We start from the raw sequence: 22,580 nt of genomic DNA, 5'->3' as shown, positions 1-22,580 counted from the left end.
CTCTCAATGTTTTTATGTCCTGCTCATATCGTCTCTGCCGGCAGCTGGGGACACTCCTTGCGGGGCGTCCCCATTTTGTTTTCGTCCCGCATGTTTTGTGAAACACGGCTAACTTTTAGGCAAAGTAGTAAGACATGGGCAACTTTTGCGGTAAAGTAAATCAAGCAAAAGTATCCAAAGGCTAACTAGCAATCATCGCGAAAGGCGGCCCATGGCCCTACGTGAATCCGGAGAAGACTATCTCGAATCGATCTACGTCCTATCGGAACGTCAGGGCATCGTGCGCTCGATCGACGTTGCCGAATACTTGGGCGTAACCAAAGCAAGCGTCTCTAAAGCCATGGCGGCCTTGGAGAGCACCGGCTACGTGGAGATGGGCAAACGCGACGTGCATCTGACGGAACGCGGTCTTGAGGTTGCCCGTCAAATGTGGGAGCGCCACTGCTTTTTCGTGGGGCTGCTGGAGGATGCGGGTGTTTCGGCTGAGGTCGCGTCGCAAGAGGGCTGCCACATGGAGCACTGCCTGAGCGAGGAAAGCTTTGAGAAGCTGAGGGCGATGCTGGGACGGGACAGCGACCGGGACCAGTAGCCCCGCCAACCAAGTCCAACTCAGACAAGGAACCCCGCCAGCAAGCGATGCCCAAGAACCGCCAGCAACGTTACCGCAGGCCGGGACCGGGCTTGGTTTTTGAAAACACTCCGCAGACCAGAAGCGCCCCCGTTCGTAGCTCCGAAGGAGCAGAACGGGGGCGCTTCATTGGTCGAGGACGTTTTCAAAACCAAGCCCGGTCCCGGCCGGAGGGACCACAGGCGCTACAGGTTCTTGACACCCATCGCGCGCATGGCGTTCAGGATAGCGATGATCGCCACGCCTACGTCGCCAAAGACGGCAAGCCACATATTGGCGATACCCAGCGCTGCCAGCACAAGGATCAGCAGCTTAATGCCCAGCGCAAAGATTATGTTCTGCCAAACAATCGACATGGTCTTGCGCGCCACGCGGATCGCGCGGGAAATGTTGGACGGCTTGTCGTCCATCAGCACCACGTCGGCGGCCTCGATCGCGGCGTCGGAGCCCATGGCGCCCATGGCAATGCCCACATCGGCGCGCGTAAGCACAGGAGCGTCGTTGATACCGTCGCCGACAAAGGCGAGCTTGCCCTTGCCACTTTCGGCCGCGAGTAGCGCCTCAACGCGCTCGACCTTGTCGCCCGGCAGGAGCTGCGCGTGGAACTCGTCGAGACCGAGTTGCTTGGCCACAGACGCTGCAACCTCCTCGCGGTCGCCCGTGAGCATGACGGTGCGGTTGATACCGGCGGCATGCAGGTCGCGAATCGTTTGCTCCGCATCGGCCTTAACGGTGTCTGCAATCACGATGTGGCCGGCGTACACGCTGTCAACGAGCACGTGGAGGATCGTGCCGACAACCTCACAGTCCGGTGCTTCAACGCCGGCCGCGGCGAGCATTTTGGCGTTGCCAACGACGACGTGCTTGCCGTCGATGGTTGCCGTCACGCCGTGGCCCGCGTCGTTGGCGGAGTCGCTCACGCGCTTGGGGTCGACCTCGCCCTGGTAGGCGTCGCGCACGGACTGCGCGATGGGGTGATCGGAGAACGACTCAGCAAGGGCTGCGACTTCGAGCAGCGACTGCTCGGTATAGCCAGCCTCGGGGTGCACCGCGACGACTGAGAACGTGCCGTTGGTGAGGGTGCCCGTTTTGTCGAAGACGATGGTGTCCACGTCGGCGAGCGTCTCGAGGTAGTTGGAGCCCTTGATGAGAACGCCCAGCTTGGACGCGCCGCCGATGCCGCCAAAGAAACTCAACGGTACGCTGATCACGAGGGCGCACGGGCAGCTGACGACCAGGAAGGTCAGGCCGCGCAGGATCCAATCGGACCAAGCGCCAGTCACCAGGCCGCCGCCAAGCGCGAGCACCGCGGCAGCGCCAGTGACGGCGGGGGTGTAGACGCGGGCAAAGCGCGTGATGAAGTTCTCGGTGCGCGCCTTCTTTTCGCTGGCATTCTCCACGAGCTCCAGAACACGCGCGACGGTTGACTCGCCAAAGGGCTTGGTGGTGCGCACGTGGATGAGGCCCGTCATGTTGATGCAACCGCTGATGATATCGTCGCCGGTCTTGGCCGGGCGGGGGACCGACTCGCCCGTGAGTGCGGCGGTGTCGAGCTGGGTTTCGCCCTCGACGATGACGCCGTCGATAGGCACGCGCTCGCCGGGCTTGACCACGATCACGGTGCCGACGGCGATGTCATCGGGAAAGACCTGTTCGAGTGTGCCGTCGGCTTGCTCGACGTTAGCGTAGTCGGGCGCGATGTCCATCATGGCACTGATCGACTTGCGGCTCTTGCCCACGGCGTATGCCTGGAACAGCTCGCCGACCTGGTAGAACAGCATGACGGCAGCGCCTTCGGCCATGTGCGGGTCGGTATCGGGGAAGAGCACCATGGCAAACGCGCCGATGGTCGCGACGGCCATGAGGAAGCTCTCGTCGAAGGCCTTGCCGCGGCGGACGTTATTGAATGCCTTTTGCAGTACGTCGTAGCCGGCAATCAAAAACGGCACGAGGAACAGCACAAAGCTGGCGTAGATGTCGCCCGGGGTGCCGAATGCGGCGGTGAGGGTGCCGAGCTCATCGAGGGCGTACACCACGGCAAAAATGCCCAGTGCTACCAGGATGCGGTTGCGCTTATGCTCAAGGGACTCTTTCTTCTTGCGCTTCTTCTTATTCTTTTTGGGATCGGCGGCTGTCATGATTCAAACCTCTCATTTGAGTGTATGAACACTCGCTCATATAATTTCGCGAGAAAAGGCCGCGGCAAGCGCGGCCTCGCAGGTCAACGTATGCGCGGGTTAGAGAATGATCTCGCAGTCCGGCTCGGCGTCGGCGGTGAACTCAACGACGCGGTCCAGGACCTCGTCGAACTCGGCGTCGTCGGCCTCGAGCGTCAGCTTCTGGGTCATAAAGTTGACCGAAACGGACTTGACGCCATCGAGCTTAGCCAGCTCGTCCTGAAGTTCACGCGCGCAGTTGGCGCAATCGATCTCGTCGAGCTTAAACTGCTTTTTCATGGTGGGTTCCTTTCCCTGTGTTAGCGGTCTGGGTGCCGGCCGCGCTGATACCGTGGTTGATCGCTATTCGCAGATATGGCTCATGCCCTGGTTGAGCATGGTGTAGACGTGATCGTCGGCGAGCGAGTAGAGAATGTTGCGGCCGTCGCGGCGGAACTTGACCAGGTGCGACTGCTTAAGCGTGCGCAGCTGGTGCGACACCGCAGACTGCGAGGTCGCGGTCGCTTCGGCGATGTCAGCCACGCAGAGCTCGCGGCCCATGAGGGCATAGAGAATCTTGATGCGCGTGGTGTCGCTGAAGACCTTGAACAGGTCGGCAAGGTCGTAGAGAAGCTCCTCGTCGGGAAGGTCCTCGGGCGAGCAGGTGGTGGGGACGATCGGCTCGGTGGCCTCGATGTCGGGTTTCGTTTCATCAACGCGGATGCTCATTGCAATATCCTTTCATATGAACATGCGCTCATATAACTTACTTCCGATTATATGAGCGCATGTTCATATGTCAATGATGTTCAGGTAATTCGTCGCACAAAATGATGGGGAATAGTGGACGAGATTCCGGACTGAGCGGTTTTGATAGCCGATGCCGGGGTGGGTGCCCCCGCGCCGTGCAAAAATTGGAGTATTCTGCAACTATAGGGGGTCCGTTAATCTATTCCAGGCCAAATAAAGCCGCTCAAGAGTTATCCAAGGGCGGTAAACAGACAAGGTCTTCCTCAAATGTTGCCTAACGTTCCCGTTCGATAGCGTTTTTGTTTCTCATTTGGATTAACTTGTGGGTGCTGGAGGGCCGACCCTGCTGAATACTCGCAATTTTGCACATCGCTAGGGTACCCACCTTGTTAGTCGGTCTAGCTTCCGGCCCCGAAGATTCTGCCCTCGGGCGCGAGGCTGCTTATTTGGGCAAATGATGGGCTGTCGGATTCGACAGTCTGCATGTCATCGATTGCCGGAACTTCATTTATTGTCGGGTCATCCAGCGCGATACCTTCGAGTGTTGCTTTTTCGAGGTCGATTCGTTGACGATCTTCGGAATCCTGGCGAAGCTGCTTCTGAATTCGCTTTTTCTCTTCTATAAACCTTCTGAGCACAAACTGTCTCAGGTCCTCTTGCATGATTTGAAAGTCTTTTGGCAGACGCGAGGGGCGTATGCCCTCTTTCCGTTGGATCGCCTCCATGACCCTAACGAAAGCGCTGGCATGCATAAAGGAATAACGACTGACGGTGATGATTCCGTATCCCATGGACGCAAGCGCATTCTTGCGCTCCTCATCGATGGCGCGGTCTTCTTCCGCGTCATGATAAAACCCGTTGTATTCAATGTCTGCGCGAGATTTCTTTAGATACGCATCCATAAAGAACTTATTGCGTCTCGTGAGATTCTTTGCGGCAGCGGTGACCTGCACCTCGTAATCGGTCTCAATTCCCTTAATACCAAGCCCTCCTTCGCTTTTGGGCAGCGTTAGCATCATGACAAAGGCCGTTTCCATAGGAGACCGGCATCCGTCGCGCACATATTGGATCGCCTTTCGGGCAAGGGCCAGACCGTCGCATCTGGTAATGGAATTAAAGAACTGTTTTAACCTCTCGGTCGAGGTGAGCGCGAAACGCTCGATATAGGAGGTGGAAGAGTCGGTTCCAAGGGAGTAAACGCCGCACAATTCAAAGTAGTACTCCACCAGTTCGCGAAAAGGGAGATAGGTGGCGGCCTGAAGTGCGCAAAGCTCAACGCCAACAATAAAGATGCCATCTTTGAGCTCTATAAAGCGTGAGTTCGAGAATCGTTTTGACGAAACGTGGCATTGACAGTTCAGTGCATAGCGCGCATTCCTGCGATCAAACACCATTACCTCGAGGCAATCATTTGCGTCGAGAGAAACATCGTGTTTGGTGAGCCATTCTGCGGCTGCGTCAAGGAGCGTTCCGGTGGGACATGATCCATAAATCGCAGCAGGGTTACAGGGCTCGGTGTCTTTCGCAGACGCCGAATGCGCGGCCTGGTAGACCGCTTTTGCAGTGGTATGTGACAATACGATACTCATGGTATATATCGTGTCAGCTAATGCCGTGTTGATGGCGCTGAGTGGGAAAGTCGTTTTAGGGGCCTAACCAAATGCTGTCCAAAAGCTTGACGCAATTATGGGTTGGCACGCCTAAAATCAATGTTATCGCAGCTTAGCTATAGCATATAAAAACTCAATTGCTGCACATTTGATATCGATGCATCACCATCCGACAACGAATTACGTGTCGGGAATTGGCCGAAATCGTTCAAAATGAGGGTTCAGAATTTGTGATGGCAGATCTATCTGTGGAACGTAGGGCGGCCCCGCTGCGGTGTTTCCCACTGCGAGGCCGCTCGTGAGCAAGTAGTGTTTGTCGCAGGCGTTGCTATTTCGCGAATAGGTTCTTGAGGTTGAACTCGGCCTGTACCGTGCGGAGCATGAGGTCGGTGTCGTCCAGACCCAGATGCTGCTCGTTGGCGTCGGGCGCGAGGGTGCCGCGACGGCGTGCCCAGTTCTCGAGCGCGGCGGGGGCGGACTCGCGGGGGAGCGAGCGCGCGTCGGCGTCCAGGCTGCGGCAGATCTGGCGCGAGTCGATGACGATGATCTTACCCGCGCGGCGTGCCTCGGCGTAACCGTCCAGGTGAATCTTGAACCAGCTGTCCTCAAAGGCGGCGTTATGCGCCATGTACGGGTACTTCTTCATAAGCTTGAGCAGCTGCTTTTGCAGCTCCTTGTTCTCGCGGAAGGGCGTTTTGCCGTCGATGTCGTCCCAGGTGATGTGGTGGATATTCGACAGCGGTACATCCTCGCCGCGGTAGATGTCGGGCAGGCCGCAGTAGTGTGCCTCGGCGTCGTGCGGGACGGCGTCGCTGGTGAGCTCCATGATCTCCCAGCCCACGTTGATGATATAGCCGCGCTCGGGTGCACGGCCGGTGGTCTCGATGTCGATACCGAGCACGGTGCCCTGGATGGGTTTGCGGGCGTAGGCCACGCCGAGCGCGTCGCGGTCGCCGCGGATTTCGCGCATAACGGACGCGGCAGTGCGCTTTTGCATCTTGCCGATGGCGGCGCAGGTGTCAGCATCGGACAGGCCGCGCGAGAGCGTCGCGGGCGTCACGTTGCGCAGACGCGCCTCGCCAATCTGGTCGCACAGGTCGCGGTTGCGGTCGGCCAGGTCGCGCACGGTGACAAAGTCGAAGCCGGGGTCGCCCTCGGCGGTAAAGTACTCGGTCTCGAGCACCTTGAGGGCCTCTTCGCCCTTCTGGCGCTCGGACTCCATGGCGCCGTGATCGCCGTAGATAAACATGGGGATAAACGGCTGGCGCTCGTATTCGAGTGCTTGCGATACGTTCATATGCTACTCCTTGGACGGGCCGCGTTGTGCGGCTCGAGGTTACTGAGTTATGGCGAGATGATAGTTTACCATAGGCAACTATTGGCACCGCGCCCGGGACAACTACAATACCCTAGTTGACCGCTAGGACTTTTACAATGCTGCCGAAAGACACGAAAGGTTCCATCCGTCATGGATTTACTGATTGATATTCTGCTCGACGCCGGCAAGGACACGCTGTCGCTGGTGCCGTTTTTGTTGGTGACGTATCTTGCTCTCGAGACACTTGAGCACGTTGCGGGCGACCGCGTCAACGGCGCTATCAAGCGCGCCGGCGCTGCGGGTCCCGTGGTTGGCTCGCTGCTGGGCATTGTGCCGCAGTGCGGATTTTCGGCCATGGCAGCAACGCTGTACGCCGGCCGTGTCGTGACCTTGGGCACGTTGGTGGCGGTGTTCCTTTCGACCTCCGATGAGATGCTGCCGCTGTTGCTTGCCGAGCAGGTTCCCGTGCAGACTATGGCGATGCTTTTGGCTTCGAAAGCGCTGATCGCACTGGTCACGGGTTTTATCGTGGACGCTGCCATTCGCGGCCTGCGCCGTAACGCCCGCGCGCACGCGGCGATTCGCCGTACCGTGCTGGGAACCGCGGCCAACCCGGCCCACGTGAACTGCGCGCACGACGACCACAGCGGCGGTGACATCATCGACGAGGTGGCCGAGGCAGGCGTGAGCGCCGACCACATCCACGAGCTGTGCGAGCGCGACCATTGCGGTTGTGATGAAGACGAGGACGAGCACGAACACGGACATGGCCACGATCACGGTCATGAGGGCGAACATGAACACCATGATGGTCACGGTCACTCTCACTCCCACGAAGGGACGCCTGTCCTGTCGATCATCCGCAGTGCGATCTCGCACACCGTGCAGGTCTCGGTATTCATTTTTCTGGTGACGCTGATTCTGGTCGCCGTGCTCGAGACGTTCGGCGAGTCCGCGATCGAGCAGTTCCTGCGCGGCAACGAGACACTCGCTGTCCTGGGTTCGGCGCTTGTCGGGCTGATTCCCAATTGCTCGGCGAGCGTGGTCATTACACAGCTGTATCTGGAAGGCGCGCTGCAACTGGCGCCGATGCTCGCCGGCACGCTCATTTCCGCCGGCGTGGGTTATCTGGTGCTGTTCCGCACCAACCGCAGCGCCCGCGAAAATGCCGTGTTCCTGATCATGATGTACGTCATCGGCGCTGGCTGGGGCCTCATCCTCTCCGCCGTTGGCCTCTAAGTAGGCCTAAAAAATGGGCTTCAAATAGCCATGCTCAGCGCCTGCGCAATGCGGCGACGCATGGCATTTTGAAGCCCGTTTTTTGTTGAGCCATGGATTCCGAGCGCTCACACCGCTCAAAACAAAAAGGTAGATTTTAGGCATGTCTCAAAAATCTACCTTGGTTAGTGCAGCAACTCGGTGAGGTTGCGTTTAAAGCGGGCGCGGTCTTCGCTGGTAAATGCTGCCGGACCGCGAGTGCGTCCGCCGGCGCGGCGTACCTTCTTTTCCTCGTGGCGAATAAACAGCTGCATGTCGATAGTCGCCTTGTCGTACACGCGCCCGCGCACACCGATGGCGGCGGCATCGCGCCCGAGCACCATGCTCGCCAAGCCAATGTCCTGCGTCACGACCACGTCGCCCGCCTGCAGGCGTTCGACAATGGCAAAGTCGGCGCTGTCGGCGCCCACGCTCACGTCGAGCGTCGTGACCCAAAAGCCGCGTCGCGCGTGCTCGGCATCGCGCGGGTCGTCGCGGCGAATGTGCCGTTCCAGGTTTTGCGTGCTGTTGCCGGCGATAACAACGGCGACGCCCGCCCGCCGCGCGCAGTCAATCGACTCGCGCGTGACCGGGCAGGCGTCGGCATCAATAAAGAGCGTCTTTGGCATCTAGCGCACCAGTTTGCCAAACTGAATGGCGCGAACAATGAGCGTCACGCCAAACACCAGCAGCGCGGCACCGCTAAAGATGACGAGCATCTTGGCCGACCACAGCGGATAGATAAACACGAACATGCCGGCGATGATGGAAAGTGCGCCGCTCAGGATAGCGAGGGCGCGGTTGGACGAAAGCTCGGACTCCAGAATCGACATGACGCCCTCGACGATCCAGCCAAAGCCGGCGACGACCACCACGAGCGTGGTGAGCGTCGCGGTCGAGAAGGCCTGGTTGCGCAGGATTATGACGCCGCCCAGAATGATGAGCAGGTTGGAGATGATGCTCGTAACGCGCCAGCCGGTGGGCAGCAGCGGCTCGAAAACAGCGGTAAACAGCCTGATCGCGGCCGTGATCACAAAGTAGATGCCCAAGACGGTCGTCAGGAAGACGAGGGATTTGGCGGGCGCAAACAGCAGTGCGATGCCGGCGACGAGCGCCAAGACGCCCGTGATGGCGTAAATCCAGCGCACGGCCTTGACGGCCTTGCCTGCCATGCTTTTCTCGTCAAATCCAAACGCGCTCGATTGCTTGTCATCGTTCTTAAAGATGCCCATGATGTCTCCTTTCCGTGCGGCGTAAGCCGTAGCTCTTGCAACCAGTATCGCCCAAGGGCGCCGTCGCGTGGGGCGGGAAGGGCGAATGGGAGCCTCATCTTCCCGAATTGTTACCTTTGTTCCCGTTTGGATGCGGAATATTCAACAGGTGTGGAACATTGCGCCGCTGTGTGTAATTACCTACGTTTTAGGTTAGATTTTCTTAAGAACAATTGGCTTTTATTGGGGGTCTTATGAACGAAGCTGTTCCCGCGGCGCCGGTAAGCGCCGAGTCGATGGCAAAGCAGGGTTGCGAAAAGCTTGGCCTGGACACGTTTGACGCGCTGGTCCGCCGCGCCCGTACGTGCCGCCGTTTTGACGAGTCCATGCGCGTGCCGCGCGAGTTTTTGCTCGAGCTGGCGGAACTGGCGCACCTGGCTCCCTGCGGCGCCAATGCTCAGCGTCTGCGTTTTCATGTGGTGAGCGGTGCCGAGGATTGCGCGCGTGTATTTGATGAGCTTGCATGGGCCGGCGCGCTTAAGGATTGGTCGGGTCCTGCCGAGGGCGAGCGTCCGACCGGCTACATCGCGATTCTTGCCGAGCGCGCTGTTCCGGGTAAGCCCGCCGCGCCCATCACCGAGGTCGACACGGGCATTGCCGCGCAGACGATGATGCTCGCCGCTCGCAGCGCCACGCCCGAGGTGGCAGCCTGCATGTTCAAGGCCTTTACGCCCCACGCGATCGATGCTATGGGGCTCGATAACGACAAGTATGAGCTCAAGCTGATCATGGCTTTTGGCGTGCCGGCCGAGACGCAGATGATCGATGCGATCGATTCCAACCCCGACGGCTCAATTAATTACTGGCGTGACGATGCGCAGGTGCACCACGTACCCAAGCGCCCGCTCGCCGACGTGCTGGTGTAGCTGAGCGTCACCGCGGCGTGATCAGACGGTAAACCACCACAAAGGTGCCTGTCCCCTTTGTGGTGGTACGAGGGGAGAGCGTGTGGCAGATCTGTATTTGGTGCGGCATGGGCAGACTGAGCTCAATGTGCAGAGCATTTTGCAGGGCTGGCACGATTCGCCGCTTACGGCGCGCGGGCGCGAGCAGGCGCTGACGGCGCGTACGGCGTTTGCGGCGCGTGGCGTGGCCTTTGATCATGTGTATTCCTCGCCGTTGGGCCGGGCGCGGCATACGGCCGAGCTTATCGTTGGCGAGGGCCGTTCCATTGAGCTGGTCGATGACCTGCGTGAGTGGCATTTTGGCTCGCTGGAGGGCACATCAAATCGCGAGATGCCGCCGCAGCCCTGGGGCGATTATCCGGTGGCCTTTGGCGGCGAGTCGGAAGTGCAGCTTCAGTCGCGCATGGTCGCGGCGCTGTCCCGTATTATGGCCCGGCCGCAGCACGACTGCGTGCTGGCGGTTTCCCACGGCTCAGCCTGCCAGGAGTTTCTTGAGTATGTGACTGGCGGGGGAGAGCTACCCGACAACGGTGCCGTGCTTCATTTTGGCTATTGCGACGGGGCGTTTTCGCTCTTGGGTTGGTAACGAACGAAAGGACCCCTATGAATAAAGATCTGTATCTGGTCCGTCATGGACAGACGATATTCAACCTTAAGCGTATCATTCAGGGGTGGAGTGACTCGCCGCTTACGCAGTTGGGTTGCGACCAGGCGGCGCGCGCCGGCATGTTTTTACGTGCGCGCGGCATTGAGCCCGATCATGCCTACACCTCTACGCTTCATCGCACCGAGCAGACTATCGCCAACTTGTGGCCGGGCTTGGCGTACGAGCGCCTGGACGGCCTGCGTGAGTGGTTCTTTGGCGACTTTGAGGCCGAGCGCGTGATGCTTATGCCCGAGCGCCCGTGGCGCGACTTCTATCGGCAGTTTGGCGGCGAGGGCCAGATCCAGGTGCGCACGCGCATGGTGGCGACGCTGACCGATCTTATGCAGCGTCCGGACCATACGTGCGTGCTCGCGGTAAGTCATGGCTCAGCTATCAAGGAGTTTTTGGACCACGTGCGGGGCGCGGCGGCCGACGAGCGCGAACGCGTGCCGGGCAACTGCTCAGTGCTGCATTTTGCGTTTGACGATGCGGCCGATACGTTTGAACTGGTCGAAGTCTTTACGCAGGAAGACTACGCGCGCGAGCTGGGGCTAGAGCCGCTCGTGGCGGCGGCAGGTCCGCAGCGTGGATAACGCTGACGTTGCGGCCCGGTTTACCGGCGTAATTGTTTGATGCGAAAAGGGCGGAGGTGCATGCGTTTGCTGCATCTCCGCCCCTTGTTTGTTTGGATGCTGGGTTTTCCAGCTTAGCGTTTGAGTTCGCTAGAACCGTGAGACCTGGTGAGTGAGCAGACCCGTCGGAACCTGCGGCGCGCTGCCGCTGACCTGCGCGGCGGGGAACAGCACGGCTACAGCAAAGTTGAACGGCTCTTTGCCAGAGTAGGCGCCGGCAGCGCGGGCCTCGTCGGCCAGAATCTGCGATGCCCCAGCCAGTGCGGCGACATAGGCGGAGTCACCGGCGAACACCGGGTCGGGCGCCTGATCGAGCATGGCACGGATGGCGGCAACGGCGTCCTCGCGCTTGACCTCCCACACGCGATGTGTGACGCCCGCGGGATCGGTGACGGCGTAGAGCGATGCGCCCTCTTTGGCAGCGCTCAAAATGATATCCATGACGGGCGACGCCTCGTAGGCGAGCGACACGGGGCGCGGCTGCACCTTAAGCTCGGCGATCGCGCGCGCGGCGGCGAGTGCGTCGACGCTCTCGGCGGCAGCCTCGTCGCTACCCGTCAGTACGTTAACCGGGCAAATCGCCACGACACCCGTCGCGCGACCCGGCTCGCCCGAGCATTCGTACACGTAATACGCCGCGCCTGGATCCTTGAGCATTAGGCCGTCAGCAATGGCGCCGCGCAGGGCGTCGTTGCCGCTCAGGATACCGCCCATCGCAGGCAGCGCCTCGAGCACACGGTCCTGAGCCGGGCGGATGCAGGGAAACGGAAGTGCTTTCATGGGCGGTCCTAACGCGCGAGTCGGTTTGTTCGCGGCTTATTATGCCCCAACTTGGCCGCTTGCGTCCCAGAGCGTGTTATCGGCAAGCGCGATGAGCACGTTTTGGCAGCGAACGATATCGGCATGGGGCACATACTCGTCGGGCTTGTGTGCGAGCGCCAACGAGCCGGGGCCGTAGCTCATACAATTGCGGTTGCCTGTCTTGCCGGCAATGACGGCGGTATCGGTGTAGCCGGTAAAGAAGCCGACGGTCGTGTCCGCGTCCGTTACGTCATCGGCGGCACGCTTGAGCGCTGCTAGAAGGGGAGAGTTCGGGTCGCGCTCGATGGCGGGGCGGTCGCCCGTCACGGTGTAGCTGCCATGGCAACCGGGAACGGCGGCTTCGGCGACGGCGATGGCATGCTCGACCATATTGATTGCGGCGGCCGTATCGGTCGGCGGGGTCAGGCGCATGTCGACCCAGACTTTGGCGCGGTCGGGTACGACGTAGGGGCGATATCCGCCCTCGATTTGGCCAAACGTGATGGTCGAAGGCCCCAGCTCATCGTGCGCGGGCAGCGCCGCAAACGCGCGACGAAGCGAACACATGACCTCGGCCATGGCGGCGACGGCATCCGCGCCCTTCCAAGGCTGGCTCGCATGCGCCGTCACGCCAGCCATTTCAATCTCGAACCACGTACGCCCCTTGTGCGCCACCTGGATCTGTCCGTCGGTGGGCTCGGTGTCCAGCACCCATTCGCGCGAGCTGACCCAGCCAGCATCGATCGCGGCCTCTGAGCCGCGCATGAAGTCTTCCTCGTCGACCGAGCAGATGAGCGAAAAGCCGCGGCGTGGCAGCGCGCCATCCGCCGCCACGCGCTCGAGCGTATGGACCAGTGCGGCAATGGCGCAGGCCAGGCCACCCTTCATATCGCAGGCACCGCGGCCATAGAGTTTATCGTCGCGCACAACCGCCCCAAGCGGTTCGATGTCTGCGTCCCAGCCATCGCCCAAGGTGACGGTATCCATGTGGCAGATATAGATCAGCCGCGGCTCGTCGCTTTGGCCCGGCACGGTGACTTTAAGGTTGCGGCGCCCGGGCAGCACTTCGAGCTCCTCAATCTGCACGGCATCGAGCGCAGAACTATCAAGTTGTGCCAGCTGCTGCTCAATGAGCCTCTTAATGAAGCGCTCAATTTCATCCTCATACGCGCCCGGGTCTGAGCTGTCGATCCGCACAAGCTCCTGCGCAAGCCGCCAGGCAAAATCCTCATCAACCATATGCAACCTCACAATCAGTTTGCTTTCCAAACCGATTGTAAGCCTCCTGAGAGATCCGCGACGTGGGCGTGGCAGTATTTACCGTTCGCAGGCCGAGCCAGCGCGTTTGCCGTCCGGGCGGGTTCACAAGCGACGCAGCGGGTACGTACCCTTCATGGACGACATGCTGTGCGACATATCTGCCTTTCGGTATCACCGGATACCTCCACAGGTCTTGGCAATAATGCCGGACCTGCCCGATTCTGCGGACGATCCGCGCAGGGAGCACCTATGTGAGCATCCGCTCGTCACGCATTTCCTGGGCACCCCGTTACACGTGTTGGCGCAGGGCAGCTGCGGACGTAAGGGCGATCGCATTGTCAGGCATGTTTGGAACGGGGAGAGGCCGTTTGATTCCGTGCGGCAGACGGAGTTTGGCCTCGATGTCGCGTCCCCGCTCTTTACCCTGCTGACCCTGGCTTCCTCGGTCTCAAACGAGCGTCTGATCATGTGCATGTATGAGATGTGCGGCACCTTTGCCGTGTGCAAGATTGCGCCTCAGGTAAAGTCGGCACTTGAGCAGGCATACGGGGGCCGGTGGGGTGACGCACGGTCGGGCTGGGAAAACGTAAAGGATACCTCGGGGAATCCAACAGACTTGTGGAAACGACCTCCCTTGATTGAGCTCTCTGAACTTACCGAGTACGTCGATAAGATCCCGGGGCTCCGCGGCGCTAAATCGTTCACGCGTGCCGCGAAATGCATTACGGGGGTGGCGGCATCGCCGCTCGAGGTCCAGGCTTCGATGCTGTTTGGCCTTACGAGGTTGCGCGGCGGCGAAGGGCTGCGCCTTACCAATAACGTCGAGATTCGCTTGACGCGCAGTGCCCGCCTGATTTCGGGGCTTGATAGGCGCTATGCCGATATCCTGCTGGCAAATAAGGACGGCAGCAGAGAGTGTCTGGTTGAATGCCAAGGTAAAGCCATTCACGGATCCATAGAATCCAAGATTTCGGACTCCGATCGAACGACGGCCTTGCAAGCCATGGGATATCCCGTCGTTCTGATGACCTATGGTCAGCTGGCCGACTTCGATGCCTTCCGCGTGGTGATGGAGCTCATCATGTCCTATCTCGATGTGCCGCTGAAAGACAAGACGCCGCGACAGCAGGAGCTCGAACGGCGGCTTCGTGAGGAGATTTTTATCGATTGGGCAGGAATGTAGCCGCGCGGGTGGAAAACGGTCGCGCGGACTAGAGTTTTGGTCACAAAAAGACTTATATTTCGCCTTGGAGGGGCCTTAAAAATGCTATCTAGAATAAGTTGTTTCGGAAAATGGACAGTCAACTTACATTCGGCACATAGAGATCGATTTTTACCTACTAAAGTCCCTGATAAAGCTGTTTATCAAAGCGGGTGTGCTTAGCGACTTGAGCCTCACTATCGATTATCTGAAAAAACTTGTTCTGGGTATCATTTTAAAGTCGTCCGGAGCAACAAAATCGGCCCCCGTTTCGTGAAAACGGGGGCCGAATGGGCTTCGTGGTCTGTCTGGCAGGATTGGCGCCGGCGCTATTTAATCACGCGCACACGATACATCGACGGAATTTGCTTAAGTGCCTCGATCGTGCTGCCGTCCAGGTGCTCATCGGTGTCGAACATGGTGTAGGCGTTCTCGCCAGCGGACTCGTTGGTCATGCGCTGCACGTTGGCGTTGTCCTTGGCGAGAATGGCCGTGATCTGGCCGATCATGTTGGGCACGTTGGCATGCAGGCAGGCAATGCGGCTTGCGGCGCGCGCCTTGCCCATGCTGCAGGCGGGGTAGTTGACGCTGTGCGCGATGTTGCCGTTTTCCAGGTAATCCTTGAGCTCGCTGATGGCCATGTCGGCGCAGTTGGCCTCGGCCTCGCCGGTGCCGGCGCCCGAATGCGTGGTGATAAACGTGTTGGGCATCTTGACGGTCTTGGGCGTGGCAAAGTCGCAGCTAAACCAGCTGAGCTTGCCCGCGCGCAGGGCGGCGTCGACGGCGTCCTCGTCAATGATGGTCTCGCGCGCGTAGTTGATGAGCACGGCGTCCGGGGCCAGCAGGTCGATCTGCTCGGTGCTGATCATGCCGATGGTATCGGCCTTGCTGGGCACGTGCACGGTGAGGTAGTCGCAGCCGCGGCACAGATCCTCGAGCGTGCCCACGCGCTGCACCTCGCGGCTCAGCACCCACGCGTGCTCGACGGAAATGAACGGATCGTAGCCGTAAACGTCCATGCCCAGGTCGACACAGGCGTTGGCGACCTTGGAGCCCACGTTGCCCAGACCGATGACACCGATGCGCTTGCCCTTGAGCTCGCGGCCCACAAAGGCCTTCTTGGCCTTTTCGGCATCGACCTGAATCTCGGGGTCGTCGGCGTTGTTGCGCACCCAGTTCATCGACTGCACGACGCCGCGGCTCGAAAGCACCAGCATGCCCAGGACGAGCTCCTTGACGGCGTTGCTGTTGGCACCGGGGGAGTTAAAGACGACGACGCCCTTCTTGGCGTACTCCTCGACGGGGATGTTGTTGACGCCGGCGCCGCAGCGGGCGATGGCGCGGATGCCCTCGGGCAGCTCGTGGCCGTGCAGGTCGGTGGAGCGCATCAGAATAGCGTCGGCCTCCTCGGCGGTGCCCACAAACTCGTAGCCCTCGCCAAATTCGACTTTGCCGTCCTTGGTAATGTCGTCGATGGTTTTAATCTTGCGCATGAAAAACTCCTTAGCGGATTTGTTTATAACAAGTGGTTTGAAGTGGCTGGTCGGCCCGCTCGTTGCGGGCTAGTTAGATCGCGGACTCAAACTATGCTGCGCTTCGAAGTCCTTCATATACGAGGCCAGTGCCTGCACGTCTTCCATGGTGACGGCGTTGTACACGCTGGCGCGCATGCCGCCGACGAGGCGATGGCCCTTGACGTTTTGAATCTGGTGCTCGGCCGCGCCTGCGACAAAGGCGGCGTCGAGGTCGGCATCGCCGGTACGGAACGTGACGTTGGCGATGGAGCGACTGTCTGTCTGTGCGGTGCCGTGGAATAGTTTGCTGTTCTCGAGCAGGTCGTAGAGCAGGTTGGCCTTGGCCCAGTTGCGCTCGGCCATGGCGGCAAGTCCGCCGGTCTGTTCAACCCAATGGAACACCTTGCCGCACACGTAGATGCCAAAGGTGTTGGGCGTGTTGAGCATGGAGCCCTTGGCGGCTTGGGTCTTAAGGTTCAGGTACTGCGGCGTCTGCGCAAAGGCCGGGTCGTCGGCGATCAGGTTGTCGCGCACGATGACCACGGTCACGCCCGCGGCGCCGGCGTTTTTCTGCGCACCGGCGTAAATGAGCCCGTAGCGCTCAACGTCGAGCGGCTGCGACAGAAAGCAGCTCGAGACATCGGCGACCAGCGGCACATCGCCACAGTTGGGCAGCTCGTGGTACATGGTGCCGAAGATGGTGTTGTTCTGGCAGATGTAGACGTAGTCGAGCCCGTCGCCCGTGGCCTCGGCGGCAATACGCGCGTTGATGTCGGCCATGTCGGGGATGCGGTCGAAGTTGGTGTCTTCGGAGCTCGCGAGCAGCACGGCCTCGCCGTACTTGGCGGCCTCCTTGTACGCCTTGTTGGCAAAGTTGCCGGTCACGATGTAGCCGGCGCGCCCGCGGCGCATGAGGTTCATGGGGATGCCCGCAAACTGCAGCGTGGCGCCGCCCTGCAAAAACAGGACACGGTAATTGTCGGGGATGCTCAGCAGGCGGCGTAGGGTTGCCTCGGCGTCGTCGATGATCTGCTGGTACATGCTAGATCGATGGCTCATCTCGAGCACGGACATGCCGCAACCGCGGTAGTCCATCATCTCGTCGGCGATCTCGGCGAGCACGCTTGTGGGCAGTGCGGCCGGGCCAGCTGAGAAGTTGTGCACACGTGCCATCTTCTAGTTCCCCCTCGTAGTCGTTTGAACGTTCGGGATACTTTAGCACAGTGGAGCGCTAGGCGCGACCGCATCACGGTAAAACTCGAGTGCGCCGCTATGATTTACAGGATGGTTACATGGGGGAGGGCGGTCGCAAGGTCTATATCGCCGGGATATACCGTGACAGGTACTCTTTGAGCGCGGGGTCGCACACATAGAGATACGTTCCTAACATGCCGCGCGTCATGAGGACGTAGTAGGCGTTGACGATGATCTTTTGCAGATCATCGTCGCTTGCCTTTTTCTTGGCAACGGCATCTTTGAAGTTTGCCCTGTTAACGTTGACTGCATCTTTGTTCGAATCGTAGTAAATGTCGGGACCCAGAATTACGAATCCGTAGTTGAGGTCGTAGCCTTGTACCGTATGAATGCATCCGACTTCGTTGACGGCGTTGGCGGAGTTAACCCAATCCTTCTGGGTTGAGTTCCAGCGTTTGGGAATGCCCTCGATGACGATATCGAACGCATCTTTGTTATTCTTCGTTTCCCACTTCCACGCAAAGCCTGCCATCATGCGGGATAGACCAACTTCTTCTTCCTTGGTTTGCTGCAGAGAGCAGAAGTCCTCAAATCGGTCGACGATTCCAAACTGGTATCTGGGGATATCGCTGTCCGGATCCCCGGCTCGCGAATCGTAAGGCTCCTATGAAAAGAGTGCTTTGAACTTCATGCCGGCATGCATGTACGCTTTGTTATCAAGCAGGTCGTAGACAAAATCGAGGTACTCATCGCCGCCACGCACGCGCATTTGGGTACTCAAGTTGAATTCTTCGGTCTCGATGCCGGCTTCTTCGAGTTGGTTGAGTCGCTGCTCAAGGCCATCTCGGTTGAGTCCCGATGCGCGGACTTGCTGTTTGGGGTCAAAGAACAGGTACGCCTTGTCGCAGCATTTGAAAATCCAATCCACCTGGCTGCTCGTGCGCGGCAAGCTGAGTCGTTCACATGTGTTGTAGAAAGCTCCGATGCCGGCGCCGGCGGATAAGTAGTTTCCCAGTCGGTGCGCCTCGTCGACAAGCAAGACGTCATACCGATCGTTTTTTGTGACGTCGTTGGGGCTCAGGATATCGCCGGGCTTTAACCCGGGGAGGAAGTGCGTGAGTTTTTTGAGCGTCTTGCTCAGAGACTCCATGGGCGTCACGAAGCCGACCCGCAGACCGGAAAGGTTCGGCTCATTTTTGATTTTGAACATGAGACTGATGGCGAGGATTGTTTTGCCTGTTCCCGGCGCGCCGTTCACGACGGTTACGCGCTCTTTCTTGGGACCGCCGTGTTTAATGTCTTCATGCTCTTGCTCGAGCCGCCTGTAAATCGCCTCAATCGTTTCGTATTGATCGGGCGTGAGCGTTTTGAAGGGCGAGAATTTGAACAGGTCGGTATTCTCGAGCTCTTCGATGGGGTGGATCGCATAGTTCTCTTCGCGAAGCTTTGTCCAGAGGTCTCTGAACTTCTGGCGATACTGAGGTCGCTCAAAATAATCGAACTGGGCATAGCCATTGTTGGCGTTGGTTACCTGGTATTTTTCGTCAGCGCAGAACAGCTCGATAAGTCGATTCTCAAACTCAAATGTTGCTGACTGATTGAAGGTTGGATTGTCAATCAGGAGGGTCCGGTCGAAGTCTTTGTCCACGTTTGCGGCGTGTTGCTTCATGCGGCGTCGATAATTGGTCGTTTGACCGATGTACGCCGTTTTGTTTTTACTGTTGGTCAGAATATAGAGAACGGGCCAACTCTCGTCATGGTGGAATCCGGGCTTTGGCGTGCCAAAGTCCTGCAGCGATTCGCTTGCCTCGAAGGGTTGGGGGAGGGGAAGCGTGTATTGTCGAAGGGCGAACTCATTACTCATGGTGGGCCGCCTTTCTGTATTCGCTGGAGCTGGTGTCGACGGGATAGCGCTCGCCGTTGCGTTTGAGTTTGGACGAGAGCGCCTTTGGGAGGTCGATTCCGTTTAGATCGGCGAAACGTAGGAGAAAGAGGAGCGTGTCGGCAACTTCGTCTTCGATGGCTTGGCGCTGATCAGGGCTATCGAACATTTCTGCAATGCGCTTGTCGCTCATAAAGCGGAAAAGCTGAAGGAGTTCGGAGGACTCTGTCGCTATGCCGATGGCAAGTTCCTTTGGAGTGTGATATTTGCGCCAATCGTGCGCATCACAAAAATCTCTGACTTGTTCTGTCATGGCAGTGAGCTTGTCCATCATCCGTAACCTCCCTGATGTTCATTATTTTATTATGGCCGTATCTGGAGTTTATTGCACATCAGTTGGGACGTGCGGTTTGTCCGGCCGCGATTGCCCGGTAGGAGGATTCACCGTGAAGATTGAAGTTGATGTAGACCAGCTGCGCGAGGGCTTGCTCGACTACGCGGGGAGCGCGGCTGGCGTGGGCTTTCCCGCTGCCATGCTCGACGTGATGGATATCGAGGACGAGTCGCCCCAAGAGCTCCTAGCCCGAGCCGAACGCGAAGGCCTCGACCTCCGCGACTTTGCTGTGGGTGACAGCTAGTAGCTGAAGAGGGACGGGCTGCTAGGAAGCTAGCGTGGCGATGACGGCTTCGTCGCCGGCGTATATTAGGGTGTTGCCATCGGGGATGATGGTTTGGCCGTCGCGCTTGAGCATCACCACGATAAACGGGTGCTTGCCCTGCGGCACGTCGCGCAGGCGCTGACCGGCCAGGCGACCGTGGGGCGTCACGGTGACCTCGCGCAGCGTAACCTCGGCACGCTCTTCGAACGTTGGGGCTGCCATCACCAGAAGGTCGCCTTCCTCGATGACGGTATCGCCGTTGGGCAGTACCGGGTGTGCCCCGTCGCGCAGCACCAAGACCACGAGCATGTCCGTCGCGCTGCCAATATCGGCGAGCGAGCGCCCGGCAAACGGATGGCCAGCGCCCACCTTGAGCTTTACAAACGACATGCCGTCCTCGTCGTGGTAGTCGTTAAAGGTGCGGCGCACGTCGCCGGCCGCATCGATCATATCAAGTTTCTTCGCCACCGCCGGCAGTAGCGAACCCTGCACCACAATGCTCGATACGGCAATCACAAACACCAGGTCAAATAGGTCGTGTCCGCCGGGAACGCCGGCCACCACAGCAAAGAGGCTAAAGACGACCGAAGCCGCGCCGCGCAAGCCCGCCCAGCTTACGAGCGCAACCTGGCGAGGGCTCGTCTTAAAGGGCGCCAGCAGCAGACCGACGGCGATGGGGCGGCTCGCAAAGAGCATAAACGCCATGAGCGCCAGGCCGGGTAGCAGCATTTGCGGCAGGCGCGCGGGCGTGACGAGCAGGCCGAGCAAGAAGAAGATCGTCATCTCGGCCATCTCGGTAAGGGTGTCAAAGAAGTGCGCCATCTCGACCTTGCCGGTGATGTCGCTCGCGCCCAGCACAATGCCTGCCAGGTATACGGCCAAAAAGCCGTTGCCGCCCAGGTAGCTCGGCAGTGCGTAGGCGACGATCGCCACGGCGAACAAAAAGATAGTCTGCGCGCCCTCGGCCGTTGCGTGTGCGCGCTCAATCAGGCGGCTGGATATCCAGCCGATGGCAAGGCCCAGCCCCACGCCCAGGATGATCTGCTTGGCCAGCAGCACGGGAATGTCGATGTTGCCACCCGCCGCGAGGGTGGCGAGTACCGCGGTGAGCATGTAGGCGACGGGGTCGTTGGAGCCCGATTCGACCTCGAGCAGCGAGTCGGTGCCGCCCTTTAGCGACAGGTTGTGCTCGCGCAGCACGCTAAAGACGCTCGCCGCGTCGGTCGACGCCACGACCGAGCCCAGCAGCAGGCCGCCGATCCAGTCGAAGCCCAGTGCGAAGTGTGCGAACACGCCAGTGATGCCGGCGGTGGCGATAACGCCGAGCGTGCTCAGCAGCACAGCGGGCGCGGCGACGGGTTTGGCACGGTCGATGTTGGTGTTAAAGCCGCCGTAGAACATGATGAACAGCAGCGCCGTGCTGCAGACGGTTTCGGTGAGCGCGTAGTCGCTAAAGTCGATGTGCGCCGGACCGTTGACGCCGAGCAGCATGCCGAGCGCAATAAAGATGAGGAGGGTGGGGAAGGGGAGTTTTTTGCCGACGGGTTTGATGGTCAGGCACAAAATGATGACGAGGCCGATAAAGAGAAGTATCTGGTTCATGGATAGTGTCCGCTCCTGGGTGGTTGGCGTGGCACGGTCAGTTGTCTGCGGTTATTTGTACCCAAAGGTGGTGGGTTTATGGGGGCGGATTACGGGCGTGCGCGATATCGTCATAGACGGCTGCCGTCTTTGCCTCTGCTCGGAAACCCTTTCCAGCTTTATTGCAACGGAGTACAATGGGTAACGTTTAAGTTCAACTTGAAGTTTTAGTTGCGGCGCCGGGCTTAGACCGCAATGCAAGGAGAGGCGTACCATGGCGATCTATGTGACATCTGATGCTCACGGGCACGTGCGTGCGCTTGACGAGGCCCTGTCTAAGATCTCGTTGACGTCCGACGACACGCTGTACGTGCTGGGCGACATGATCGATCGCGGGCCCGATCCGGTCGGCGTTATTAAGCTCGTGCGCTCGCTGCCCAACGCCCACGTGCTCAAGGGCAATCACGAGCAGATCATGCTCGATGCCATCATTGGCCAGGACCCGCTCGATGCCGAGACCTGGGATATCAACGGTGGCTGGACGACGAGCGAGCAGCTCAACGACATGGAATTTGAGGCATACGAGGAGCTCGTGCGATGGATGGCCGCGCTGCCGCTCTACGCGGTGGCCGAGACCGAGGAGCGCCCGTACCTGCTGGTGCATGCCGGCATCCAGACCGAGGCGGCGCGCGCGTTTTTGCTTGAGCATGGTGTCGATTGCGGTGACGGCAGGGGAGCGGTCGATGCCGATAGCGAGCTGCTGCGGCAAATGCTCGCCGTGCAGTCGTCCGATGACCTGCTGTGGATTCGTCACGGCTATTGGGATGCGCCGACGGGACTGCTTTCTGCCGAGGGCGAGGGCCCGGTCGTGGTGAGCGGCCACACGCCCACGGTGTCGCTTGGGCGCTATTGCGAGGTTGGCGGCCTGGCGGGGCTCGATGAGGAGTCGGGCCGCGGGCAGATTGTGCGCCTGGGTGGCGAGGATACCGCCGGCGTGCCCGATCGCATCGACATCGACTGCGCCGCCGCCACCGGCTCCGAGTTCGGTCGCGTGGGCATCCTGCGGCTCGATGATGGGGCGGAGTTCTACGCGAACATCAACCCGGGCGAATAATCGGTGCAAGTGGTAGCTAATTTGGGACGGGGCTTTTTTGACTACTCTTGCCCTTCTGCCCGCTAATTGATTTCTCTGGGACGGGGATTAAATAATCATTTGGCTGCCCGCTGGCTAAGTGAGTAGACTTTTTTGGAAATGCCGAGCACCCAACATATTTGCCTCAATAAAACCGCAGGTCACAGACTTGTGCTCTGTCGG

21 protein-coding genes and 1 pseudogene are annotated in these 22,580 nt (G+C 59.5%); 8 read left to right on the top strand and 14 right to left on the bottom strand.

Going from position 1 to position 22,580, the window contains the following annotated elements:
- Nucleotides 1–211 precede the first annotated feature (211 nt).
- Nucleotides 212–589: a metal-dependent transcriptional regulator gene (locus tag DXD77_RS08000; RefSeq protein WP_089572084.1), complete on the top strand. Its 378-nt coding sequence runs from the start codon at nucleotides 212–214 to the stop codon at nucleotides 587–589.
- 224 nt (nucleotides 590–813) lie between these two features.
- On the opposite strand, the gene DXD77_RS07995 is transcribed toward DXD77_RS08000, so the two are convergent.
- The 5 genes from DXD77_RS07995 to DXD77_RS07975 all read right to left on the bottom strand — a co-directional run bounded on the left by DXD77_RS07995 (nucleotide 814) and on the right by DXD77_RS07975 (nucleotide 6,441).
- Nucleotides 814–2,766, bottom strand: a complete 1,953-nt coding sequence (locus DXD77_RS07995) for a heavy metal translocating P-type ATPase (RefSeq protein ID WP_233502340.1) — start codon at nucleotides 2,764–2,766, stop codon at nucleotides 814–816.
- Between the two features lie 99 nt (nucleotides 2,767–2,865).
- Nucleotides 2,866–3,084: a cation transporter gene (locus DXD77_RS07990; RefSeq protein ID WP_006235433.1), complete on the bottom strand. Its 219-nt coding sequence runs from the start codon at nucleotides 3,082–3,084 to the stop codon at nucleotides 2,866–2,868.
- A 63-nt stretch (nucleotides 3,085–3,147) separates the two neighbouring features.
- Nucleotides 3,148–3,513 (bottom strand): helix-turn-helix transcriptional regulator, encoded by a 366-nt coding sequence (locus DXD77_RS07985; RefSeq protein WP_117563986.1) that lies wholly within the window; start codon nucleotides 3,511–3,513, stop codon nucleotides 3,148–3,150.
- A gap of 419 nt (nucleotides 3,514–3,932) precedes the next feature.
- Nucleotides 3,933–5,123, bottom strand: a complete 1,191-nt coding sequence (locus DXD77_RS07980) for a hypothetical protein (protein ID WP_117563985.1) — start codon at nucleotides 5,121–5,123, stop codon at nucleotides 3,933–3,935.
- A gap of 349 nt (nucleotides 5,124–5,472) precedes the next feature.
- On the bottom strand, nucleotides 5,473–6,441 hold the full coding sequence (locus DXD77_RS07975) for a 3'-5' exonuclease (protein ID WP_117648375.1): 969 nt from the start codon (nucleotides 6,439–6,441) through the stop codon (nucleotides 5,473–5,475).
- Between the two features lie 171 nt (nucleotides 6,442–6,612).
- Between DXD77_RS07975 and DXD77_RS07970 the strand changes: the two genes are divergently transcribed.
- Complete coding sequence (locus tag DXD77_RS07970; RefSeq protein WP_117563983.1) at nucleotides 6,613–7,701, top strand: putative manganese transporter; 1,089 nt, start codon at nucleotides 6,613–6,615, stop codon at nucleotides 7,699–7,701.
- A 164-nt stretch (nucleotides 7,702–7,865) separates the two neighbouring features.
- Here DXD77_RS07970 and DXD77_RS07965 read toward each other — a convergent pair whose 3' ends face one another.
- Together DXD77_RS07965 and DXD77_RS07960 are read right to left on the bottom strand one after the other, a co-directional pair.
- Nucleotides 7,866–8,348, bottom strand: coding sequence for a DUF188 domain-containing protein (locus DXD77_RS07965; RefSeq protein WP_117563982.1), 483 nt, complete (start codon nucleotides 8,346–8,348; stop codon nucleotides 7,866–7,868).
- Complete coding sequence (locus tag DXD77_RS07960; protein ID WP_117563981.1) at nucleotides 8,349–8,951, bottom strand: HdeD family acid-resistance protein; 603 nt, start codon at nucleotides 8,949–8,951, stop codon at nucleotides 8,349–8,351.
- Nucleotides 8,952–9,184: 233 nt separating this feature from the next.
- On the opposite strand from DXD77_RS07960, the gene DXD77_RS07955 reads away from it, so the two are divergent.
- The 3 genes from DXD77_RS07955 to DXD77_RS07945 all read left to right on the top strand — a co-directional run bounded on the left by DXD77_RS07955 (nucleotide 9,185) and on the right by DXD77_RS07945 (nucleotide 11,134).
- Nucleotides 9,185–9,856, top strand: coding sequence for a nitroreductase family protein (locus DXD77_RS07955; protein WP_117563980.1), 672 nt, complete (start codon nucleotides 9,185–9,187; stop codon nucleotides 9,854–9,856).
- An 82-nt stretch (nucleotides 9,857–9,938) separates the two neighbouring features.
- Nucleotides 9,939–10,481 carry a histidine phosphatase family protein gene (locus tag DXD77_RS07950; RefSeq protein WP_055252053.1) on the top strand — a complete coding sequence of 181 codons (543 nt, stop codon included), beginning with the start codon at nucleotides 9,939–9,941 and terminating at the stop codon, nucleotides 10,479–10,481.
- A gap of 17 nt (nucleotides 10,482–10,498) precedes the next feature.
- Nucleotides 10,499–11,134, top strand: coding sequence for a histidine phosphatase family protein (locus tag DXD77_RS07945; RefSeq protein ID WP_117563979.1), 636 nt, complete (start codon nucleotides 10,499–10,501; stop codon nucleotides 11,132–11,134).
- 129 nt (nucleotides 11,135–11,263) lie between these two features.
- On the opposite strand, the gene DXD77_RS07940 is transcribed toward DXD77_RS07945, so the two are convergent.
- Nucleotides 11,264–11,953, bottom strand: a complete 690-nt coding sequence (locus DXD77_RS07940) for a DUF1015 family protein (RefSeq protein ID WP_117563978.1) — start codon at nucleotides 11,951–11,953, stop codon at nucleotides 11,264–11,266.
- Between the two features lie 39 nt (nucleotides 11,954–11,992).
- Nucleotides 11,993–13,213, bottom strand: a complete 1,221-nt coding sequence (locus tag DXD77_RS07935) for a M20 family metallopeptidase (protein WP_117563977.1) — start codon at nucleotides 13,211–13,213, stop codon at nucleotides 11,993–11,995.
- 397 nt (nucleotides 13,214–13,610) lie between these two features.
- On the opposite strand from DXD77_RS07935, the gene DXD77_RS07930 reads away from it, so the two are divergent.
- Nucleotides 13,611–14,417, top strand: a complete 807-nt coding sequence (locus DXD77_RS07930) for a hypothetical protein (protein WP_147325431.1) — start codon at nucleotides 13,611–13,613, stop codon at nucleotides 14,415–14,417.
- A gap of 347 nt (nucleotides 14,418–14,764) precedes the next feature.
- Here DXD77_RS07930 and DXD77_RS07925 read toward each other — a convergent pair whose 3' ends face one another.
- The 4 genes and pseudogenes from DXD77_RS07925 to DXD77_RS07905 form a co-directional block, all read right to left on the bottom strand.
- Nucleotides 14,765–15,928 (bottom strand): phosphoglycerate dehydrogenase, encoded by a 1,164-nt coding sequence (locus DXD77_RS07925; RefSeq protein WP_117563975.1) that lies wholly within the window; start codon nucleotides 15,926–15,928, stop codon nucleotides 14,765–14,767.
- Between the two features lie 69 nt (nucleotides 15,929–15,997).
- Complete coding sequence (gene serC, locus DXD77_RS07920) at nucleotides 15,998–17,122, bottom strand: 3-phosphoserine/phosphohydroxythreonine transaminase (protein ID WP_117563974.1); 1,125 nt, start codon at nucleotides 17,120–17,122, stop codon at nucleotides 15,998–16,000.
- A 142-nt stretch (nucleotides 17,123–17,264) separates the two neighbouring features.
- Nucleotides 17,265–19,007: pseudogene (locus DXD77_RS07910) on the bottom strand (DNA/RNA helicase domain-containing protein).
- Nucleotides 19,000–19,359, bottom strand: a complete 360-nt coding sequence (locus DXD77_RS07905; RefSeq protein WP_199407885.1) for a nucleotide pyrophosphohydrolase — start codon at nucleotides 19,357–19,359, stop codon at nucleotides 19,000–19,002. Before DXD77_RS07905 ends, DXD77_RS07910 begins: the two are co-directional and overlap by 8 nt.
- A gap of 112 nt (nucleotides 19,360–19,471) precedes the next feature.
- Here DXD77_RS07905 and DXD77_RS07900 point away from each other — a divergent pair, with 112 nt between their 5' ends.
- Complete coding sequence (locus tag DXD77_RS07900) at nucleotides 19,472–19,663, top strand: hypothetical protein (RefSeq protein ID WP_117563971.1); 192 nt, start codon at nucleotides 19,472–19,474, stop codon at nucleotides 19,661–19,663.
- Between the two features lie 21 nt (nucleotides 19,664–19,684).
- On the opposite strand, the gene DXD77_RS07895 is transcribed toward DXD77_RS07900, so the two are convergent.
- Nucleotides 19,685–21,286, bottom strand: coding sequence for a potassium/proton antiporter (locus DXD77_RS07895; protein WP_117563970.1), 1,602 nt, complete (start codon nucleotides 21,284–21,286; stop codon nucleotides 19,685–19,687).
- 253 nt (nucleotides 21,287–21,539) lie between these two features.
- On the opposite strand from DXD77_RS07895, the gene DXD77_RS07890 reads away from it, so the two are divergent.
- Nucleotides 21,540–22,379 (top strand): metallophosphoesterase family protein, encoded by an 840-nt coding sequence (locus DXD77_RS07890; RefSeq protein ID WP_055252016.1) that lies wholly within the window; start codon nucleotides 21,540–21,542, stop codon nucleotides 22,377–22,379.
- Nucleotides 22,380–22,580 lie beyond the last annotated feature (201 nt).

Source organism: Collinsella sp. TM09-10AT (assembly GCF_003436275.1).
Classification (GTDB): domain Bacteria; phylum Actinomycetota; class Coriobacteriia; order Coriobacteriales; family Coriobacteriaceae; genus Collinsella.
The sequence above is the reverse complement of the archived record's forward strand: the minus strand, read 5'-3'. Positions and strand labels throughout refer to the sequence as shown.

What these genes read in the sequence shown, in the direction of transcription:
- DXD77_RS07890 (WP_055252016.1), top strand. Translation starts at nt 21,540, where the DNA reads ATGGCGATCTATGTGACATCTGATGCTCACGGGCACGTGCGTGCGCTT.
- DXD77_RS07970 (WP_117563983.1), top strand. Translation starts at nt 6,613, where the DNA reads ATGGATTTACTGATTGATATTCTGCTCGACGCCGGCAAGGACACGCTG.
- serC (WP_117563974.1), bottom strand. Translation starts at nt 17,122, where the DNA reads ATGGCACGTGTGCACAACTTCTCAGCTGGCCCGGCCGCACTGCCCACA.
- DXD77_RS07995 (WP_233502340.1), bottom strand. Translation starts at nt 2,766, where the DNA reads ATGACAGCCGCCGATCCCAAAAAGAATAAGAAGAAGCGCAAGAAGAAA.
- DXD77_RS07925 (WP_117563975.1), bottom strand. Translation starts at nt 15,928, where the DNA reads ATGCGCAAGATTAAAACCATCGACGACATTACCAAGGACGGCAAAGTC.
- DXD77_RS07945 (WP_117563979.1), top strand. Translation starts at nt 10,499, where the DNA reads ATGAATAAAGATCTGTATCTGGTCCGTCATGGACAGACGATATTCAAC.
- DXD77_RS08000 (WP_089572084.1), top strand. Translation starts at nt 212, where the DNA reads ATGGCCCTACGTGAATCCGGAGAAGACTATCTCGAATCGATCTACGTC.
- DXD77_RS07965 (WP_117563982.1), bottom strand. Translation starts at nt 8,348, where the DNA reads ATGCCAAAGACGCTCTTTATTGATGCCGACGCCTGCCCGGTCACGCGC.
- DXD77_RS07960 (WP_117563981.1), bottom strand. Translation starts at nt 8,951, where the DNA reads ATGGGCATCTTTAAGAACGATGACAAGCAATCGAGCGCGTTTGGATTT.
- DXD77_RS07940 (WP_117563978.1), bottom strand. Translation starts at nt 11,953, where the DNA reads ATGAAAGCACTTCCGTTTCCCTGCATCCGCCCGGCTCAGGACCGTGTG.
- DXD77_RS07905 (WP_199407885.1), bottom strand. Translation starts at nt 19,359, where the DNA reads ATGATGGACAAGCTCACTGCCATGACAGAACAAGTCAGAGATTTTTGT.
- DXD77_RS07895 (WP_117563970.1), bottom strand. Translation starts at nt 21,286, where the DNA reads ATGAACCAGATACTTCTCTTTATCGGCCTCGTCATCATTTTGTGCCTG.
- DXD77_RS07985 (WP_117563986.1), bottom strand. Translation starts at nt 3,513, where the DNA reads ATGAGCATCCGCGTTGATGAAACGAAACCCGACATCGAGGCCACCGAG.
- DXD77_RS07975 (WP_117648375.1), bottom strand. Translation starts at nt 6,441, where the DNA reads ATGAACGTATCGCAAGCACTCGAATACGAGCGCCAGCCGTTTATCCCC.
- DXD77_RS07955 (WP_117563980.1), top strand. Translation starts at nt 9,185, where the DNA reads ATGAACGAAGCTGTTCCCGCGGCGCCGGTAAGCGCCGAGTCGATGGCA.
- DXD77_RS07935 (WP_117563977.1), bottom strand. Translation starts at nt 13,213, where the DNA reads ATGGTTGATGAGGATTTTGCCTGGCGGCTTGCGCAGGAGCTTGTGCGG.
- DXD77_RS07980 (WP_117563985.1), bottom strand. Translation starts at nt 5,123, where the DNA reads ATGAGTATCGTATTGTCACATACCACTGCAAAAGCGGTCTACCAGGCC.
- DXD77_RS07990 (WP_006235433.1), bottom strand. Translation starts at nt 3,084, where the DNA reads ATGAAAAAGCAGTTTAAGCTCGACGAGATCGATTGCGCCAACTGCGCG.